The sequence below is a fragment of the Geobacter sp. genome (genome assembly GCF_030834625.1).
Taxonomy (GTDB): domain Bacteria; phylum Desulfobacterota; class Desulfuromonadia; order Geobacterales; family Geobacteraceae; genus Geobacter.
In genome coordinates this window covers 22,200-37,307 of record NZ_JAUQXO010000021.1, presented here as the reverse complement: position 1 = coordinate 37,307, position 15,108 = coordinate 22,200, and the positions used below count along the sequence as shown (strand labels likewise).

17 protein-coding genes and 1 tRNA gene are annotated in these 15,108 nt (G+C 59.5%); 14 read left to right on the top strand and 4 right to left on the bottom strand.

Annotated elements, in window-relative coordinates; translation table 11 throughout:
- Positions 1-74 precede the first annotated feature (74 nt).
- From RCH91_RS05460 to rplI, 11 genes are all read left to right on the top strand, one after another.
- The gene (locus RCH91_RS05460; protein ID WP_306533589.1) at positions 75-911 is read left to right on the top strand and encodes a polysaccharide deacetylase family protein; all 837 of its coding nucleotides are present in this window, start codon (positions 75-77) and stop codon (positions 909-911) included.
- Positions 912-989: 78 nt separating this feature from the next.
- Positions 990-1,835, top strand: coding sequence for a 4-(cytidine 5'-diphospho)-2-C-methyl-D-erythritol kinase (gene ispE / locus RCH91_RS05455; RefSeq protein ID WP_306533587.1), 846 nt, complete (start codon positions 990-992; stop codon positions 1,833-1,835).
- A gap of 33 nt (positions 1,836-1,868) precedes the next feature.
- Positions 1,869-1,943 (top strand) — tRNA-Gln (locus tag RCH91_RS05450).
- Between the two features lie 62 nt (positions 1,944-2,005).
- Complete coding sequence (locus RCH91_RS05445; protein WP_306533586.1) at positions 2,006-2,950, top strand: ribose-phosphate pyrophosphokinase; 945 nt, start codon at positions 2,006-2,008, stop codon at positions 2,948-2,950.
- 60 nt (positions 2,951-3,010) lie between these two features.
- Positions 3,011-3,598 carry a 50S ribosomal protein L25 gene (locus RCH91_RS05440; RefSeq protein WP_306533585.1) on the top strand — a complete coding sequence of 196 codons (588 nt, stop codon included), beginning with the start codon at positions 3,011-3,013 and terminating at the stop codon, positions 3,596-3,598.
- A 23-nt stretch (positions 3,599-3,621) separates the two neighbouring features.
- Positions 3,622-4,203 (top strand): aminoacyl-tRNA hydrolase, encoded by a 582-nt coding sequence (gene pth / locus RCH91_RS05435; protein ID WP_306533583.1) that lies wholly within the window; start codon positions 3,622-3,624, stop codon positions 4,201-4,203.
- Between the two features lie 42 nt (positions 4,204-4,245).
- Positions 4,246-5,340 (top strand): redox-regulated ATPase YchF, encoded by a 1,095-nt coding sequence (gene ychF, locus RCH91_RS05430; protein ID WP_306533581.1) that lies wholly within the window; start codon positions 4,246-4,248, stop codon positions 5,338-5,340.
- A 163-nt stretch (positions 5,341-5,503) separates the two neighbouring features.
- Entirely contained in the window at positions 5,504-5,860 is a 357-nt protein-coding gene (gene rpsF, locus RCH91_RS05425) for a 30S ribosomal protein S6 (protein ID WP_306533580.1), read from the top strand.
- 21 nt (positions 5,861-5,881) lie between these two features.
- Positions 5,882-6,202: a 30S ribosomal protein S18 gene (gene rpsR / locus RCH91_RS05420; RefSeq protein WP_306533578.1), complete on the top strand. Its 321-nt coding sequence runs from the start codon at positions 5,882-5,884 to the stop codon at positions 6,200-6,202.
- A gap of 15 nt (positions 6,203-6,217) precedes the next feature.
- Complete coding sequence (locus RCH91_RS05415; RefSeq protein ID WP_306533577.1) at positions 6,218-7,165, top strand: YybS family protein; 948 nt, start codon at positions 6,218-6,220, stop codon at positions 7,163-7,165.
- A gap of 24 nt (positions 7,166-7,189) precedes the next feature.
- On the top strand, positions 7,190-7,636 hold the full coding sequence (gene rplI, locus RCH91_RS05410; RefSeq protein WP_306533576.1) for a 50S ribosomal protein L9: 447 nt from the start codon (positions 7,190-7,192) through the stop codon (positions 7,634-7,636).
- Between the two features lie 297 nt (positions 7,637-7,933).
- Here rplI and RCH91_RS05405 read toward each other — a convergent pair whose 3' ends face one another.
- The 3 genes from RCH91_RS05405 to RCH91_RS05395 form a co-directional block, all read right to left on the bottom strand.
- Positions 7,934-8,794, bottom strand: coding sequence for a cytochrome C (locus tag RCH91_RS05405; protein WP_306533575.1), 861 nt, complete (start codon positions 8,792-8,794; stop codon positions 7,934-7,936).
- A gap of 308 nt (positions 8,795-9,102) precedes the next feature.
- Positions 9,103-9,993 carry an RluA family pseudouridine synthase gene (locus RCH91_RS05400; RefSeq protein WP_306533573.1) on the bottom strand — a complete coding sequence of 297 codons (891 nt, stop codon included), beginning with the start codon at positions 9,991-9,993 and terminating at the stop codon, positions 9,103-9,105.
- Positions 9,994-10,079: 86 nt separating this feature from the next.
- Positions 10,080-10,790: an AAA family ATPase gene (locus RCH91_RS05395; protein WP_306533572.1), complete on the bottom strand. Its 711-nt coding sequence runs from the start codon at positions 10,788-10,790 to the stop codon at positions 10,080-10,082.
- 155 nt (positions 10,791-10,945) lie between these two features.
- Between RCH91_RS05395 and RCH91_RS05390 the strand changes: the two genes are divergently transcribed.
- The 3 genes from RCH91_RS05390 (at position 10,946) to RCH91_RS05380 (ending at position 13,194) form a co-directional block, all read left to right on the top strand.
- On the top strand, positions 10,946-11,683 hold the full coding sequence (locus RCH91_RS05390; protein WP_306533570.1) for a DUF3108 domain-containing protein: 738 nt from the start codon (positions 10,946-10,948) through the stop codon (positions 11,681-11,683).
- A gap of 271 nt (positions 11,684-11,954) precedes the next feature.
- A complete protein-coding gene (locus RCH91_RS05385) occupies positions 11,955-12,521 on the top strand; it encodes an SPOR domain-containing protein (RefSeq protein WP_306533568.1) in 567 nt (188 codons plus the stop codon).
- 112 nt (positions 12,522-12,633) lie between these two features.
- Complete coding sequence (locus RCH91_RS05380; protein WP_306533567.1) at positions 12,634-13,194, top strand: nitroreductase family protein; 561 nt, start codon at positions 12,634-12,636, stop codon at positions 13,192-13,194.
- A 91-nt stretch (positions 13,195-13,285) separates the two neighbouring features.
- On the opposite strand, the gene RCH91_RS05375 is transcribed toward RCH91_RS05380, so the two are convergent.
- Complete coding sequence (locus RCH91_RS05375; protein ID WP_306533566.1) at positions 13,286-14,887, bottom strand: methyl-accepting chemotaxis protein; 1,602 nt, start codon at positions 14,885-14,887, stop codon at positions 13,286-13,288.
- Positions 14,888-15,108 lie beyond the last annotated feature (221 nt).

Below are 15,108 nucleotides of genomic sequence, written 5' to 3'. Positions count from 1 at the left end.
GGAGCGCCCGCTTTTTTCTTCTCATCGGGAACAATCGGGGCTAGGATTGCTGAAAACCGCACACGGGAGACACCATGAAGCACCGGATAGTGTGGGCGGCAGCCGCAGCCGTACTTGGGGCAGGCGTTATCGCCGCACCGTTTTCACTCTCTGCCGCGGAGGCGCCCGCCCCCTTCCAGAAGTCTCCCCCCGGGGAGTATGCAGCCCTGCGCGAGCAGCTTGCGGCCCGCTTCGGTGGCCGGACGCCGAAGGAGTGGGGCGAAACGGTGCCGGGGGTCAAGACCCGTCTTGCCGGTGGCGGCATGGCCATCGCCCTTACCTTCGACGCCTGCGGCAGCCCCCGGGGGAAAGGATTCGACGCGACCCTCATCGGCTTTCTGGAGCGGGAGAGGATTCCGGCCACCCTCTTTGTGAGCGGCCTCTGGATCGAGGCCAATCCGGAACTTTTCCGCCGTCTGGCATCGAACCCCCTTTTCGAGATCGCCAACCACGGCCACCGGCACCGCCCTGCGTCGGTCTCGGGGCAGAAGGCCTACGGCATACAGGGATCCCGCGATGTGGGCGAAGTGGTGGACGAGATCGAACTGAACGCCCGACGGATCGAGGAGGTCACTGGCAGGCGCCCCGCCTTCTACCGCTCCGGCACCGCCCACTACGACGAGGTGGCGGTGGAGATCGCCGCTGCCCTTGGGCAGCGAGTGGCTGGCTATTCCCTCCTCGGCGACGCGGGGGCGACCTTTTCGGCCCAGCAGGTGCGCGATGCTCTCCTGAAGGCCCGGCCCGGCGACATCGCTCTCCTCCACATGAATCATCCCGAGTCCGGCACCGCCGCCGGGGTCATGGCGGCCATCCCAGAACTCCGCAGGCGGGGATTCCGGTTCGTGCCGCTCTCTGACGTGGCCGTGGAGTGACGAGATATCCCTTGATTTGCCGGGCAGTATTGGTTTAGAAAGAAGCCTTTCCATCCTGTCACAGAAAGCGATATTTCCATGAAATCACTGACACTCAAGGCGCCCGCCAAGGTCAACTACCGGCTCGACGTGCTCCACCGCCGTCCCGATGGCTACCACGACCTCCGGATGATCATGCAGCGGATCGATCTCTGCGACGAGATCACGATCACCCTCTCCGACATCCCAGGCATCCAGGTCTCCTGCGGCCGTGACGGGGTGCCCGACGGTCCGGAAAATATCGCCTGGCGTGCCGCCAACGCGCTCCTGAGCCTTTCAGGGAGGGAGGCGGGGATCGATATCGCCATCACCAAGAACATTCCCGTGGCTGCCGGCCTTGGTGGCGGGAGCAGCGACGCTGCCACGGTTCTTCTGGGGGTGAACGAGCTCCTGGGGCTCGGCCTTTCCACTGAGCGACTCATGGAGATCGGTGTGACGCTCGGCGCCGACGTGCCGTTCTTTGTCTTCGGGAAAAACGCCCTGGCCGAGGGAATCGGCGAAATCCTCACTGTCATTGAGTCCGTTCCGCCCCTCTGGCTCGTGATCGTGAACCCCAACATCCCGGTATCGACTGCCTGGGTGTACCAAAGTTTGCGGTTGACAGGGGAGTGGAATGGCGATACTATTCCTCGCTTCTTCAAGGGTGTAGATGATGTCTGTGCCGTTCTCTCCAACGACCTCGAACCGGTGACCATCGGGAAGTATCCGGTCATCGGCGAGATCAAGGAGAGGCTGATCGCCGAGGGGGCTGCGGGTGCTCTGATGTCCGGCAGTGGTCCCACGGTCTTTGGTCTCTTCGAGGTTGAGGAGGAGGCTCGCCGGGCGGCCCGCTCCATGGCCAGGGCGGTCGACTGGTTCGTTACGACGGTCCGGGCGCTGGTGTAGGCCAATCTTCACGTAAGCACCATAAAACCACATTGGGGCGTCGCCAAGCGGTAAGGCACCGGATTTTGATTCCGGCACTCCCAGGTTCGAATCCTGGCGCCCCAGCCATTTACTTCAGCACTTTCCTGCGGATTGCCGCGGGACATCATTTCGGGTGGGCAAGGCATCGTATGAACGACAAGATCAAGGTGTTCAGCGGCAATTCCAATCGTGCGCTTGCGGAGCAGATCTGTGAGAATCTCGGGCTTCCCCTCGGCAAGGCCAACGTCAAGAATTTCTCCGACGGCGAGATCATGGTGGAGATTGCCGAGAACGTGCGCGGGCGCGACATCTACGTGGTTCAGTCTACCTGTGCGCCTACCAACAACAATCTGATGGAGCTCCTCATCATGATTGACGCCCTTAAGCGGGCGTCGGCAGCTACTATAACCGCCGTGATCCCCTACTACGGCTATGCCCGTCAGGACCGCAAAGCGGCCCCCCGAACCCCGATCACTTCGAAACTTGTGGCTGACATCATTACGACGTCCGGCGCCGACCGGGTAGTCACTGTCGACCTCCATGCCGGCCAGATTCAGGGGTTCTTCAATATCCCGGTCGACAACCTCTATGCCGCGCCGGTTATCCTGGAAAATCTCAAGCAGCGTTTCCCTGAGAACAACATCGTTATGGTTTCTCCTGATGCCGGTGGTACCGAGCGCGCCAGGGCCTTTGCCAAGCGGCTGGGCTGTACCCTGGCGGTGATCGACAAGCGCCGCACGGGCCCCAATGTGGCCGAAGTCATGCACCTGATCGGCGATGTGAAGGACAAGACCGCCATCATTCTCGATGACATGATCGACACCGCAGGAACCCTGACCCAAGCCGCCAGGGCCCTGAAAGAGCACGGAGCGAAGGCCATCTACGCCTGTGCAACCCATGGGGTTCTCTCGGGACCGGCCATCGACCGGATCAACGATTCCGACATCGAGGCGGTTGTCATCACCGACACCGTACCCCTTGGGGATAAGGCCGAGAAAACCAGTAAAATCAAGGTACTCACCGTCTCCAGTCTATTGGCTGAGGCAATCCGTCGCATTCACGGCGACGAGTCGGTGAGCTCTCTCTTTGTTTAGTTCCGTGCGGGCTTTGCCCGCCGTAGAATAGAATCTGAATCGCTGGTAGCGGAGGAAAGCATGCAACAGAAAACGATTAGCATAGAACTGAGAGAAAAAGTAGGCAAGGGTGTGGCGCGGAAACTTCGTACCCAAGGGCGTGTTCCCGGGGTTGTCTACGGTAAGGGCGTCGAGCCGCTCGCCGTGTCCGTGGATGCCAAAGAACTTGCCGGTGCCATTGTCGGTGAGGGGGGGCGCAACAATCTGATCTCCCTTCAGGGGGGCGGGAGCCTCAACGGCACTACGGTAATCGTTGCGGATCTTCAGCGGGCAGCCCTTAAGGGTGAGTACATCAGTGTTGACCTGCATCAGATCAACCTGGACGAGAAGGTTCGTGTGCATGTGCCGATAGCGGTCGTCGGTACCGCTGCCGGTGTCAAGGATGGGGGAATGCTCGAGGTGCTTATGCATTCGCTCGACCTGGAGTGCCTCCCTGCGCAGATTCCCGGGCAAGTGGAGGTGGACGTTACCGAACTGTCTCTCGGGCACACCATCCATGTGGGTGACCTGGCCCTTCCCGCCGGCGTCAAAGCGCTTGACGACCCGAAGACATCTGTCGTCAGCATCCATGGCAAGGCCAAGGAGCCGGTGGCAGCCGAGGAAGAGTAGTCTCTTTCGCACGCCCTGTACCGATGGCCACACGACTGATAATCGGGCTGGGTAATCCCGGCCCGAAATACCAATGGACCCGCCACAACGCGGGTTTCATGGTTTTGGACCGCCTTTCCCGTGTCATGGGGGTTGCGGTCGCCAAGAAGAGCTTTTCCGGCCTTTACGGCGAGGGGGGCTGGCACGGCGACCGACTATTGCTTCTCAAGCCCCAGACCTTCATGAATCTTTCGGGGCGTTCTGCGGCCGAGGCCCTCCGTTTTCACAAGCTTACCCTCTCTGACCTCATTGTGATCCATGATGATCTTGATATCCCCTTTGGTCGGGTAAAAATCAAGGAGGGCGGGGGACATGGCGGCCATAATGGTCTCCGCTCCCTCATGCAGGAACTCGGTGGTGGCGGATTCGTGCGGGTCCGGATTGGCGTCGGCAGGCCGGTCCATGGTGACGCCGCCGATTATGTTCTCGCCAACTTCCCTCCCACGGAAATGGCCAGTCTCCCCATTCTGCTGGACGGCGTTGTCGACCTCCTGGGTGAGCTCGTGAAGAGCGGTCTTCCACGAACCATGAGCCTTTACAACAACAGGGATTTCCTGTCGGCCTGATTTCTGCTTAGCTGCCATCTCAACGCGAAAGAAGAACGTATCATGGGTTTCAACTGCGGCATCGTCGGTCTCCCCAACGTGGGGAAGTCCACCATCTTTAATGCGCTGACCTCGGCCGGGGCAGAGTCGGCAAACTATCCCTTTTGTACCATCGACCCCAACGTCGGCATTGTCCAGGTCCCCGACGAGAGGCTTGACAGGCTGGCTGACATTGTCAATCCGGAGCGTATCCTCCCCACTACCATTGAGTTCGTCGACATCGCCGGCCTCGTCAAGGGAGCCAGTCAGGGTGAGGGACTTGGTAACCAGTTCCTTGGCCACATCCGGTCCGTGGATGCCATTGTCCACGTTGTGCGCTGTTTTGACGACGAGAATGTGGTGCATGTGAGTGGAAGCGTCGACCCGATCCGTGATATCGAGATCATTCAGACTGAGCTGGCCCTGGCTGATCTGGACAGCGTCGAGAAAAAGTTCCAACGCGTTGAGAAGCAGGCCAAGGGCGGCGACAGGAAGATCAAAGACGAAAGCGATTTCTACGCCCGCATCAAGGACGCTCTCGAGAAGGGTATCCCCGCCCGACACGTTGAGGTTGGGGATGATGAGCGCCTCTGGATGCGGGAGTTGCATCTGCTGACCGATAAGCCGGTTCTCTATGTTGCCAACGTTGCCGAGGATGACCTGGAGGGGGCGCATCCCTTTGTGGCCAAGGTGCGGGAGTTGGCCGAGAGCGAAGGAGCCCGGATCGTCGTTATCTGCGGCAGGATCGAGGCGGAGATAGCCGAGCTCGACGGTGACGAGAAAAAGGCGTTTCTTGACGAGATGGGACTTGCCGAGTCGGGACTCGATCGCCTGATCCGAATGGGGTACGATCTCCTTGGCCTGGTTACCTATTTCACCGCCGGCAAGAAAGAGGTCCGGGCCTGGACCATTCCCGTTGGAACCAAGGCTCCCCAGGCGGCGGGAGTCATCCATTCCGATTTTGAGAAGGGGTTTATCCGGGCGGAAGTCATCGCTTACCGCGACTTCATTGCTGCGGGGGGCGAGGCTGGGGCAAAGGATAAGGGGCTCATGCGCCTCGAAGGTAAGGAATACGTGGTGCAGGACGGCGATGTCATGCACTTCCGGTTCAACGTGTAGGGAGACGGTAGTCCGAAGGTGGCCGGACTGGCTGCATTTTACGATAAAATTCTTGAACGGCAGAGCAACCTGTAGTACGCTTCTTTTTTTGCAGCGGCCGTGGGCCGCAAGCTCCTTGCTCCGGGTCAGACCGGGGCTACTAATCCGTGAGGAGGAAATACATATGGTACGGAAGTACGAGACGGTAATGATCGTCCAGCCGGACCTTGGTGATGATGAGCTCAAGGGGCTCAATACCAAGGTTACGGACATCATTGCTACAATGAAGGGTGATCTCCATCGGTTGGAGGACTGGGGGGTGAGGAAACTCGCATACCCGATCAACAAGAACCCGCGGGGCCGCTACTATTACATCCGCTTTGACGGTGACGCCGCACTGATCGCCGAGCTGGAGCGGCGTCTGCGCCTTGACGACAAGGTCCTGCGCTATCAGAGCGTGAAGATCGAGAAGGAAGTCGCAGCTCCTGCAGCAAAGGCTGCCCCTGTCGAGACGGCGCCGGCCGCCGAAGCCGCTGAATAAGAGATCGGAGGTTCAGGATAGATGAGTGAAGAAACTACTGTAAGACCCGAGAGAACTGAAAGATCCGAGCGGCCTGAAAGGCCCCAATACCGTGGCAACGGTCCTCGTAAGAGAAGACCCTTCCAGCGCCGGAAGGTTTGCCGCTTCTGTGCAGACAAGGATCTTGCCATTGACTACAAGGACCCCCGCGTTCTCCGCTCCTTCATCACCGAGCGGGGGAAGATCGTTCCGCGGCGGATCTCCGGCAACTGCTCCAAGCATCAGCGTGAGATCACCGAGGCGATCAAGCGGGCACGCAATATCGCCCTTATCCCGATTGCCTCAAAGCACGTCGTCGCGTAAGCGGCGAAGCGCTCGATGGTGACTGGCGACCGGGGTATCCTTCTCGACATCGTCAAGGGGGTGTGCCTGACGGTAGTACTGTTTGTTGCCTACCTGCAGGTGCCTCTGCTAGGAATCGGGGCGGGGGTTGTGGCTCCCCTCCCTGTTCTCTTCTACCAACTGAAGTGGGGGCGATGGGTAGTCGGAGTTTCCGTCGTTTTCGTAACGGCTCTGATCCTTGTTCTGATCGGTGGCCCGTCGGTAGCTATGCTGTATCTGATCCAGGCTGGGTTGCTGTCGGTTGTCTTGTCCCACTTTCTGGCTCGAGGCTACAGTTTCAGTCGTGCTCTTGCCTCAGCGGTGCTTACCGTAGCAGTGGTTGCCGCCGCTACGGTGTCCGGGTATGGAATTGTGAAGGGGATAGATCTCCACGGTCAGGTGACTGGGGCGATCAGGACAAACCTGGAACAGACCATTACCCTGTACACGGCGAGAGGAGCCACGGGAGACGATCTCCAGTTTCTCAAGGAAGGACTGGAGCAGGTCGGTGCCCTCTTCGGGCAGATTTATCCGGCGATGCTCCTGGTCACTCTTGTTTCGGTGGCCGGAATCAATCTGTTCATACTTCGCCGGTTTCGGGACAGACTGACGGTCAAGCTTCCCGATGCAACCTTGAGCAGCTTCAGAAACCCCGAACACCTGGTTTGGGGAGTAATAGTCGCAGGGTTTGCCCTTCTTGTCGACAATCATGTCGTGCAGGCGGCGGCCCTTAATGTAATCGTCGTTGCCGGGTTCCTCTATTTCATCCAGGGGATTGCAGTGGTAGCGCATTTTTTTGCGGCGTACACTGTGCCGGCATTTTTCAGGATGTTTTTCTATGTCCTGCTCGTTCTGCAGGCGTATCTGGCTCTTGCAGTGGCGCTTTTGGGGCTTTTTGACCTCTGGGCGGATTTCCGCAGGCCGAGAATTCGAAAAAACCTGTAATAATCAGGCTGGGAGGAAAAATCGATGAAAGTTATTCTCAAAGAAAATCTGGAAAACCTTGGTCACATCGGCGACATCGTAAAGGTTGCACCGGGCTATGCCCGCAACTACCTGCTACCGAGAGGCTATGCCATCGCAGCCACCGAGAAGAACGCCAAGGCTCTTGACCATGCCAAGCGTCAACTCGAGTACAAGCGCAACAAGGTCCTCGAGCAGGCAAAGGCCTTTGCTGCCAAGATTGAGGGACTGACCCTTGCAATCGTTCACCAGGCAGGTGAGGAAGGGAAACTGTTCGGCGCCGTTACCAACATGGAGCTTGCCGAGCATCTGAAGGTCCAAGGCGTTGAGGTGGACCGGAAGAAGATTTCCCTTGCAGAGCCAATCAAGCATATCGGTGAGTACACCGCCTCTGTGAAGGTACATCCTGAGATTGCAGCTACCCTTAAGGTGGTCGTCACCAAGGCTGAATAGTTCGCGGTAGGCTGATAACGCAGTAATAAGAGGGCGGTTCCACTGGTGGAACCGCCCTCTTATTGTTTGTATAATGGGGCCGTGATGTTCAGGTGATTGAAGTGGCGAAGCCGTGCCGATGCCTTTGCGACGAAAAGATGGCCCTTATATATCATGAGCAGGAGGGATGTCCTGGCATGCTCACCTCGGGCAGTATGAGGGAGAAGTTATCCGTTCATTAATAGCCGTTGGTTACCATTAAAAAAAGGGCCTGCACAGCGAGTGTGCAGGCCTTTTTTTGTTAGCTTCGGAGAAGGGTTACTTCTTCTTTGCCGGTTTTCCCGGAGAAGCTTTGACCGGAGCGGTCTTGGACGGAGCGTCCCAGCGGTTCAGGTCGTGGGCGATGTTGTGGCAGTCGCCGCAACCCTTGAACTTGGCAAGCATGGCAGCCGGGTGTGGCGTGCCGTGGCAGCTCTGGCAGGCCGGAACCATCTTGTGCTTGTCCTGGTGGCAGTAGACGCAGGCAAGGGATTTGTGCTTTGCCTGGCTGGCGGTCAGCAGGTCGAGGGCCTTCTTGTGGCAGCCGCCGCATTCCTTGTTGGGAACTTCCTTGCCGTAGGCTACGTTCTTGGGTTGGTGGGCCTTGTGGCACTTCTTGCAGTCGCCGGCAGTCTGCTCGGCGTAGTGGGGCTTGTGGCACTGGGTACAGGCCGGGATCTTGCCGTGGACGTTGTGGCAAGTGGAGCAGTAGAGCTTGGTGTGCTTGCTCGGGAACTGTTTGAGCTGCTCGATCTGCGGGCTGTGGCAGGTCAGGCACGGATCGGTGATGTTGCCGGAAAGGATGATGTTGAGCGGGGTGTGGGGGTTCTTGTGGCACCCGAGACAGTTTGCGAGCTCATAGTGCTTCTTGCCGGTGTGGCACTGGCTGCACTGGGGGATGTTGTTCTTCGATGCGGGGCGGTGGCTGGCGTGGCAGTCGAAGCAGGTGATCTTCTTGTGGCCGGCACCGGCGCTGGCGATGTCTGCCGGGGGCTGGGCGTGGCACTTCACGCAGTCGTCCTGAACCAGTTTCGGGGCGGCCGGGGCGGCCTTGGCCGGGCTTCCCAAACCCAGGCAGAGCGAAACCGCCAGGGTCAGGCCAGCGACGGCAAAGAGCCTGATGCGTCTTACTGCATTCATCGTTCCTCCTCTGTGCTCTTCGCACATGACTTAAGGTAATTGCTCCATTTCCCGGTGGGAGGGGGAGCGTGTCTCACGTGATCGGCAACGGGACGAGCCCGGCTAAAACGGGGTGAATTATGCCATTTCTACAAGGTGCAGTCAATTAGAAAAAGGTAATATGGCTTCAAAATAAATTCAATAAAATCAAGGAGAAAGCCGCTCTTTGCTTGAATTGTCCGCGCCCGGCGAATGCGATGGAGATCTTCCGGCCGATCAGCGAGGTAAGAAAGGGCGATGGCAATGGTGCTTCCGCATTCTGCGAAGCCTTACGGCGGCGACAGCGCGGGAAGTGAGCGGAGCAGAGGGGGGAAGAATTCGCCGGCCAACCGACGCAGCTGGTCCAGCAGACCTGTGGGGAGAGGGGCGTGGATGACGATCTCCTCCCCTGTGACAGGATGGCTGAAGGAAACCAGGAAGGCATGGAGGCAGTGGCCAGGGTAGTCTGCGAGGGGGGCGCCCCGGTAACGGCGATCGCCTCGCACGGGGTGGCCGGTGAGGGCGAGGTGCTTGCGGATCTGGTGCATCCTGCCGGTGACAGGGGTGACGAGGAGGAGGGCCGCACCATGGCCTTGGAAGAGGGTGCGGAACTGGGTCTGGGCCTCTTTGCCTTCCAGCGGTGCGTCGATGGTCCCTTCGGACGGCAGCTTGCCATCGGCAACGGCCAGGTAGAGCTTGCCGAGACCGGTCTCCTTGACGAGCCTACCGAAGATGCCGGCGCTCGTGGCGCTCTTGGCGAAGATCGTGGCGCCGGAGGTGCCTCGATCAAGACGGTTCACGGGGCGGAGTTTCACCGGGGTTCCCCGATCGGCCAGAAACTGTTCAGCCACGTCGACGAGTGTCTGTTCGTCCTCGGCGGTCCGGTGCACCGGCAACCCCGGCGGTTTGTTGACGACGATGATCCGGTCATCCTCGAAGAGGATGTCGAGGTAGGGAGGCACGACGGCCATGAGCTCCAGCGTCCGGTTACTCTCCTTGAGGGTGACCGCGTCCCCTGCGACCAGGAGAGTGTCGGGGGTGGCAGGGAGGCCGTTGACGGCCAGATGCCCCCCTCGGACAAGTTTGCCCAAGTAGGCGAAAGGAGCGCTTGGGAGGAGGTTCCTGAGGAAGCTCTCCACCGTGCGGCAGTGGTCGGATTCGGTAATGGTGAAAGTTAACATCGGTGGAGTATAGACGGCGGCGCTTGGGAACGCAAGGGGAGAGCGGCGATGAGTGCCGTTCTCCCCTTGCAGTACCTGACCAGGAATCAGTCTGCGGTTTTCTGGCAGAGGTAATCGGCGATGGTCTGGGCGATCTGAGCAGGCGAGTTCTTATCGTTGTTGAAGGCAAGGTGATAGAGGTTCAGATCGGTGATGTCCCGGTCGAGGAAACTGCGAATGAACTTGTCCCGTTCCTTCTGCCTTTTTTCCACCAAATGCTCTGCATCCTGGACCGAAATTTTTGCTCGCCGGGCAATGGAGCGGACCTTGAAATGGTGGGAGGCATAGATGCGGAAATGGAGGCAGTTGTTCATCTGCTGGGTGATGATGGAGCTTCCCCTTCCCATTATGATCACGTTGCCCACCTCGGCCAGGGAGACGATCTGGCTGCAGAGGAGCTTGTAGTGGTCCCGCTCGCTCTTCCAGCGGGGGGTGAGGGTGGAAATCATGTCGTCGAGGAATCGGGGCCGGTGGCCAAGGGATCGGAAAACCTCCTCGGAAATGTCATGGTGTTTCGCTGCTTCCTCGAGAAGCGCCTTGTCCATGACGACCCATGGCTCCTTGGTCGAGAGCTCAAGGATTTCCTTGAGCCGCTCCGCCACGGGATACCCCTCGCAGCCGAACTCCCGCGAAATGGTGATAGTTGGCTTGTGTCCGGTACGTTTTTCGGTCTCGGTTTTCCCCTTCATCCTGCGAGCGACCTCGACCATTCCGGCGAGCCTTTGTTCGATGGATGGCACGAGCAGTTTTTCCGGCATGGCATCCTCCTTGGTCCGCGTTTCTGTTTGTGCTGTTGCGGACACCCTATGACAATTGTGCCTTGGACCGTCCGGTAGTCAAGGGGGTTGAGTTCCTGCCGCTCTGTGGGATACTTTGCGGATGATGGAGAGAATCATCAAACGGCGGAGGTGTTATGGGATTCATTAACGGTGTAACGATGGTTCTCGTGCTGGTCATGCTTGCCACGCAGGCAGTGGCAGACTCGAAAGTCCCTGAGAAACTTGTCTACGAGCTTTCCTGGACCGGAATATCCGTCGGCACGGCGAGTCAGGAAATTACGGAGGACGGAACCACGCGGAAGATTGTTTCCACGGCCCGTTCCAACGATTGGCTGTCGACCTTCTTCCCGGTGGAGGACCGGATCGAGAGCTCCTATGACCGGAACCGCGGGCCATTCCCGGGGCTGGCCCGCCATTACCGGCTGAAAACCCGCGAGGGAAGCCGCCAGCGGGACCGCGAGATCTTTTTCGAACAGGAGCGGGGAGTGGCCCACTATCGCGACAACCTGAAGGGAGATAAGGTCGACATTCCCATCCCCGTGGATACCATTGACGTCTATGGCAGCTTCTATTACATTCGCTACCTGCCGCTGGAGGTAGGGAAGTCCCCGACAGTCAACATCCTCGACAGCAAGCGGCAGCGGCGGATCGCGGTGCGGGTCCTGCGGAAGGAGCGGATCAAGACGGTCTTCGGCGAGGTGAACACCATCGTTATCCAGCCGATGGTAGCCTCCGAGGGGGTCTTCGAGGGGAAGGGGACGGTCCACATCTGGCTCACCGACGACGAGCGTCGCATCCCGGTGCGGGCCCGGACCAAGGTTACGGTGGGGAGCGTGACGGCGACGCTGGTTGAGCGGATTCCCGGAAAATGACGGGGCAGGTAGCGGCAAGGAGAACCAGTCCTCTGTTTCTTAACTGTGGGGCAGGAGAGGTGAAACGCTGAGAAAACGACCGGTATCAGTCATTGGGCATGCCCTAGCGTCGCTGCTGATTGCGGGGCTTCTCTCCGCCTGCACCACCTATCGCACGCGGGTCATTGACACCCCCGAAACGCGAGGCCGCAAGGGGTGGGAGAAGCCATACATCGTCAACGGGAAGCGCTACGACCCGCTCATGAGCCACGAAGGGTTCGCTCAGGAAGGGATGGCTAGCTGGTACGGGGAGGATTTCCACGGCAAGCTCACCAGTAACGGCGAGACCTACGACATGCACGGGCTGACCGCCGCCCACAAGACCCTGCCGCTGGGGGTATTCGTCAGGGCGCGCAACAGGAGCAACGGCAGGGAGGTGGTTGTCCGGATCAACGACCGGGGCCCCTTTGTCAAGGAGCGGATCATCGACTTCTCATACGCCGCGGCGCGGCAGCTGGGGATCACCGACGGAGGGATCGCGCCGGTCAGGATCGAGGCCCTGGGGTATCGCAGAGACACGGCCACCGGCACCGCGGCCTATCGTCCGCCGGCAAGCTACGACGTCGGCAGCTACGCCGTCCAGGTGGCCGCCTTCACCGTGCCAGACAACGCCCGACGGCTGGCTGTACAGCTGGAGAAGCGCTACGGGGACTCCTCCGTCCAGGAGGCGCTGGTGAAGGGGAGCCGTTTCTTCCGGGTGCGGGTCGGCAGATATGGCTCCCTGGAAAAGGCCGAGCAGGCCCGCCGGGAGTTGGAACGGGGGAGCTATCCCGGCAGCTTTGTGGTGGCGATAGATTGAGAGGACGTGGGGTGGTGGTTGTGATACATTTTGATTATTGAAATCGGCAGTCCATTGAGAAGTGCGTCAGTCCGCTGACAACCTTCACCGAGCGGAGAAAGGAAACCAAGGTATGGAGACACTGGAAGCAATCAGAACGAGGAGAAGCGTCCGCAAATTTTCCGACCGGCCGGTGGAGCCGGAGAAGCTCCAGACAGTGCTTGAGGCGGCGCGACTGGCCCCGTCGTGGGCCAACATGCAGTGCTGGCGGTTCGTAGTGGTGGAGGATCAGGCAACGAAGGCGCAGATCAGCGAGCTGTCCTACGTGGAGACGTACTTCGCCCCGAAGGGGTACAAGTCGAACCCGGCCCGCAAGGCCCTTGCCGAGGCGCCGGTGGTGATCATCGCCTGCGGCGAGCCGCCCCAGTCCGGGGAGCTGCGGGGTCAGCAGTATTATCTGACCGATGTGGGGATCGCCGCCCAGAACCTGATGCTCGCCGCCCATGACCAGGGACTGGGGAGTGTGTTCGTCGGGGTATTCGACGAGGAGCAGTTGGGGGAGCTGATCGGCATCCCGGCGGAGCTGAGGATCGTGGGGCTCTTTCCCCTCGGCTACCCGCTGGAGGAAGTGAAGGCAGGGCCCCCCCGCAAGCCGCTGGATGAGATCGTCCATTACGGGAAGTATCAGGCGTAGCTTTGCCGCCGTCAACGGCAGGGGATGAAGAATAAAGGCGCGGAGAGCCATCTCCGCGCCTTATTGCTGGGTGCTGAGGTGTAGAGGGAGGTCAGTTCATACGGAAATGCACCACCATCTTCCTGAGGTCTTCGGAGAGTTCTCGGAGATGGCTTGCCGCCTCTGCGGATTCCTGGGCTCCCTTGGCCGTTTCTCCCACCACCTGGGTTATCATCTGGATGTTGTTACTGATCTCGGTCGTGGTTGCAGTCTGCTGTTCGGCCGCGGTTGCGATCTGGCTCACCTGCTGGGCCACGGAATCTATCTGGGTCCTGATGTCAGCGAGCGCTTCTCCCGATTCGGCAGCCTTCTGGGTGCTGCTCTGGACTATGGTAACGCCCTGGTTCATGGACGAGACTGCGGACGCCGTCTCATGCTGGATTGACTTGATCATCTGGCTGATCTCTTTGGTGGCCCTGGTGGTGCGCTCTGCCAATGCCCGAACCTCGTCGGCCACCACGGCGAACCCGCGCCCCTGTTCCCCGGCGCGGGCCGCCTCAATGGCCGCGTTCAACGCCAGCAGGTTGGTCTGGTCGGCAATATCCTCAATGGTTCCCACTATTTCGCCGATCTGGTCGCTTCGGGTGCCGAGGCTCGCCACGTTCTGGGCCACATCCCGAACCTGCCCATATATGGCGTTCATTGCCTCCACCGTTGCCATGACCACGGAGGCGCCGGAGTCGGCCGAGCCGCTGGCCTTGTCGGAGCTTCCTGCTGCCAGGGCGCAGTTATGGGCGATTTCGAGCGACGTGGCAGCCATCTCCTCGCTGGCCGTTGCCACGGTGCCAGCCTGTGACGCCACCTCTTCCGCTCCGGTGGCGATCTGGATTGCCGCTCCCTGCAACTGCCCGGCGGCAGCGGCCACCTGATTGGATGCCGAGATGACCTGCGTCAGGGTGGCGCCCATCTCGTCGAGCATCGTGTTCACCGAGCCGGTCAGGAGGTCTATTTCGTCTTTTCCTGTGCCGCTCGGCAGTCTTACGCCAATGTTTCCGTCAGCCACTTGGGCGAGAACCTCCACCGCCTTGTCGAGCCGCTTCATGGAACGCGTGACGAAGATCTTGATCAGTGTCGCCGACACGGCGATGAATACGAACACCAGTCCAGCGACAACCCAGGTCAGGCGGTTGAAGGAGCTCATGAATTCGCTTTCCTTGACGCCGACGTAGAGTACGCCGATGGTGTTGCCTCCGGCGTCCTTGATGGGATCATAGGCCGTGAAGTAGGGAGTGCCGAGGATCTTGGCCTCTCCCCGGTATGGTTTTCCTTCCTTGAAGATGGCGTCGTAGGCCGGTCCCTGCAGGGCTGTTCCGACGGCCCTGCTCCCGTCGGGCTTGAGCACGTTCGTGGAAACCCGCTTGTCCCCCATGAAAATGGTTGCCGTACCTCCGCACAACCCTTTCAGTTTGTCGGGGAGTTCGAAGTTGCCGTTGACCCCATAGTCGCCAACCTTCAGAGTGCCGTCCACCACTTTCCATTCCGTCCCTTTTTGTCCGAGCAGTTCCCAGAAAGTCTTCATCCGGCTTTCCTGCGACTCCGTTGCCAGTGTGGACATATCCCGGTGAAGGACCGACATGATGATGACACTTGTCAAAACAACCGATATGGCAAGTAGAGATGCGCTGATGAGGGAAATTTTCGTGCTGAGTTTCATGGCAAGCCTCCAGGAGTTTATCCGTGGAGTCGTTTTGAGCCTGCTCTGCCGGCTCTGCGAGGGGGGATGTAAGTTCTCCAACGGTGTATGGTTACCGTATCGGCACGATGTGCACTAACTTTAGCGTTTTTAAGGAGGATTATTTTATGTTGGTTTTGTGCTGAAAATTTGAAGGTGTCAGTTCAGGCGGAAATGCACTGTCGCGGAGGAAAAGACGTCAG

Bases quoted from the DNA above. Each gene is read 5' to 3' on its own strand.
- rpsF (WP_306533580.1), top strand. From the start codon at position 5,504: ATGGTACGGAAGTACGAGACGGTAATGATCGTCCAGCCGGACCTTGGT.
- RCH91_RS05445 (WP_306533586.1), top strand. From the start codon at position 2,006: ATGAACGACAAGATCAAGGTGTTCAGCGGCAATTCCAATCGTGCGCTT.
- RCH91_RS05390 (WP_306533570.1), top strand. From the start codon at position 10,946: ATGGGATTCATTAACGGTGTAACGATGGTTCTCGTGCTGGTCATGCTT.
- ychF (WP_306533581.1), top strand. From the start codon at position 4,246: ATGGGTTTCAACTGCGGCATCGTCGGTCTCCCCAACGTGGGGAAGTCC.
- rplI (WP_306533576.1), top strand. From the start codon at position 7,190: ATGAAAGTTATTCTCAAAGAAAATCTGGAAAACCTTGGTCACATCGGC.
- RCH91_RS05385 (WP_306533568.1), top strand. From the start codon at position 11,955: ATGGCTAGCTGGTACGGGGAGGATTTCCACGGCAAGCTCACCAGTAAC.
- ispE (WP_306533587.1), top strand. From the start codon at position 990: ATGAAATCACTGACACTCAAGGCGCCCGCCAAGGTCAACTACCGGCTC.
- rpsR (WP_306533578.1), top strand. From the start codon at position 5,882: ATGAGTGAAGAAACTACTGTAAGACCCGAGAGAACTGAAAGATCCGAG.
- RCH91_RS05415 (WP_306533577.1), top strand. From the start codon at position 6,218: ATGGTGACTGGCGACCGGGGTATCCTTCTCGACATCGTCAAGGGGGTG.
- RCH91_RS05395 (WP_306533572.1), bottom strand. From the start codon at position 10,790: ATGCCGGAAAAACTGCTCGTGCCATCCATCGAACAAAGGCTCGCCGGA.
- RCH91_RS05400 (WP_306533573.1), bottom strand. From the start codon at position 9,993: ATGTTAACTTTCACCATTACCGAATCCGACCACTGCCGCACGGTGGAG.
- RCH91_RS05375 (WP_306533566.1), bottom strand. From the start codon at position 14,887: ATGAAACTCAGCACGAAAATTTCCCTCATCAGCGCATCTCTACTTGCC.
- RCH91_RS05405 (WP_306533575.1), bottom strand. From the start codon at position 8,794: ATGAATGCAGTAAGACGCATCAGGCTCTTTGCCGTCGCTGGCCTGACC.
- RCH91_RS05460 (WP_306533589.1), top strand. From the start codon at position 75: ATGAAGCACCGGATAGTGTGGGCGGCAGCCGCAGCCGTACTTGGGGCA.
- RCH91_RS05380 (WP_306533567.1), top strand. From the start codon at position 12,634: ATGGAGACACTGGAAGCAATCAGAACGAGGAGAAGCGTCCGCAAATTT.
- RCH91_RS05440 (WP_306533585.1), top strand. From the start codon at position 3,011: ATGCAACAGAAAACGATTAGCATAGAACTGAGAGAAAAAGTAGGCAAG.
- pth (WP_306533583.1), top strand. From the start codon at position 3,622: ATGGCCACACGACTGATAATCGGGCTGGGTAATCCCGGCCCGAAATAC.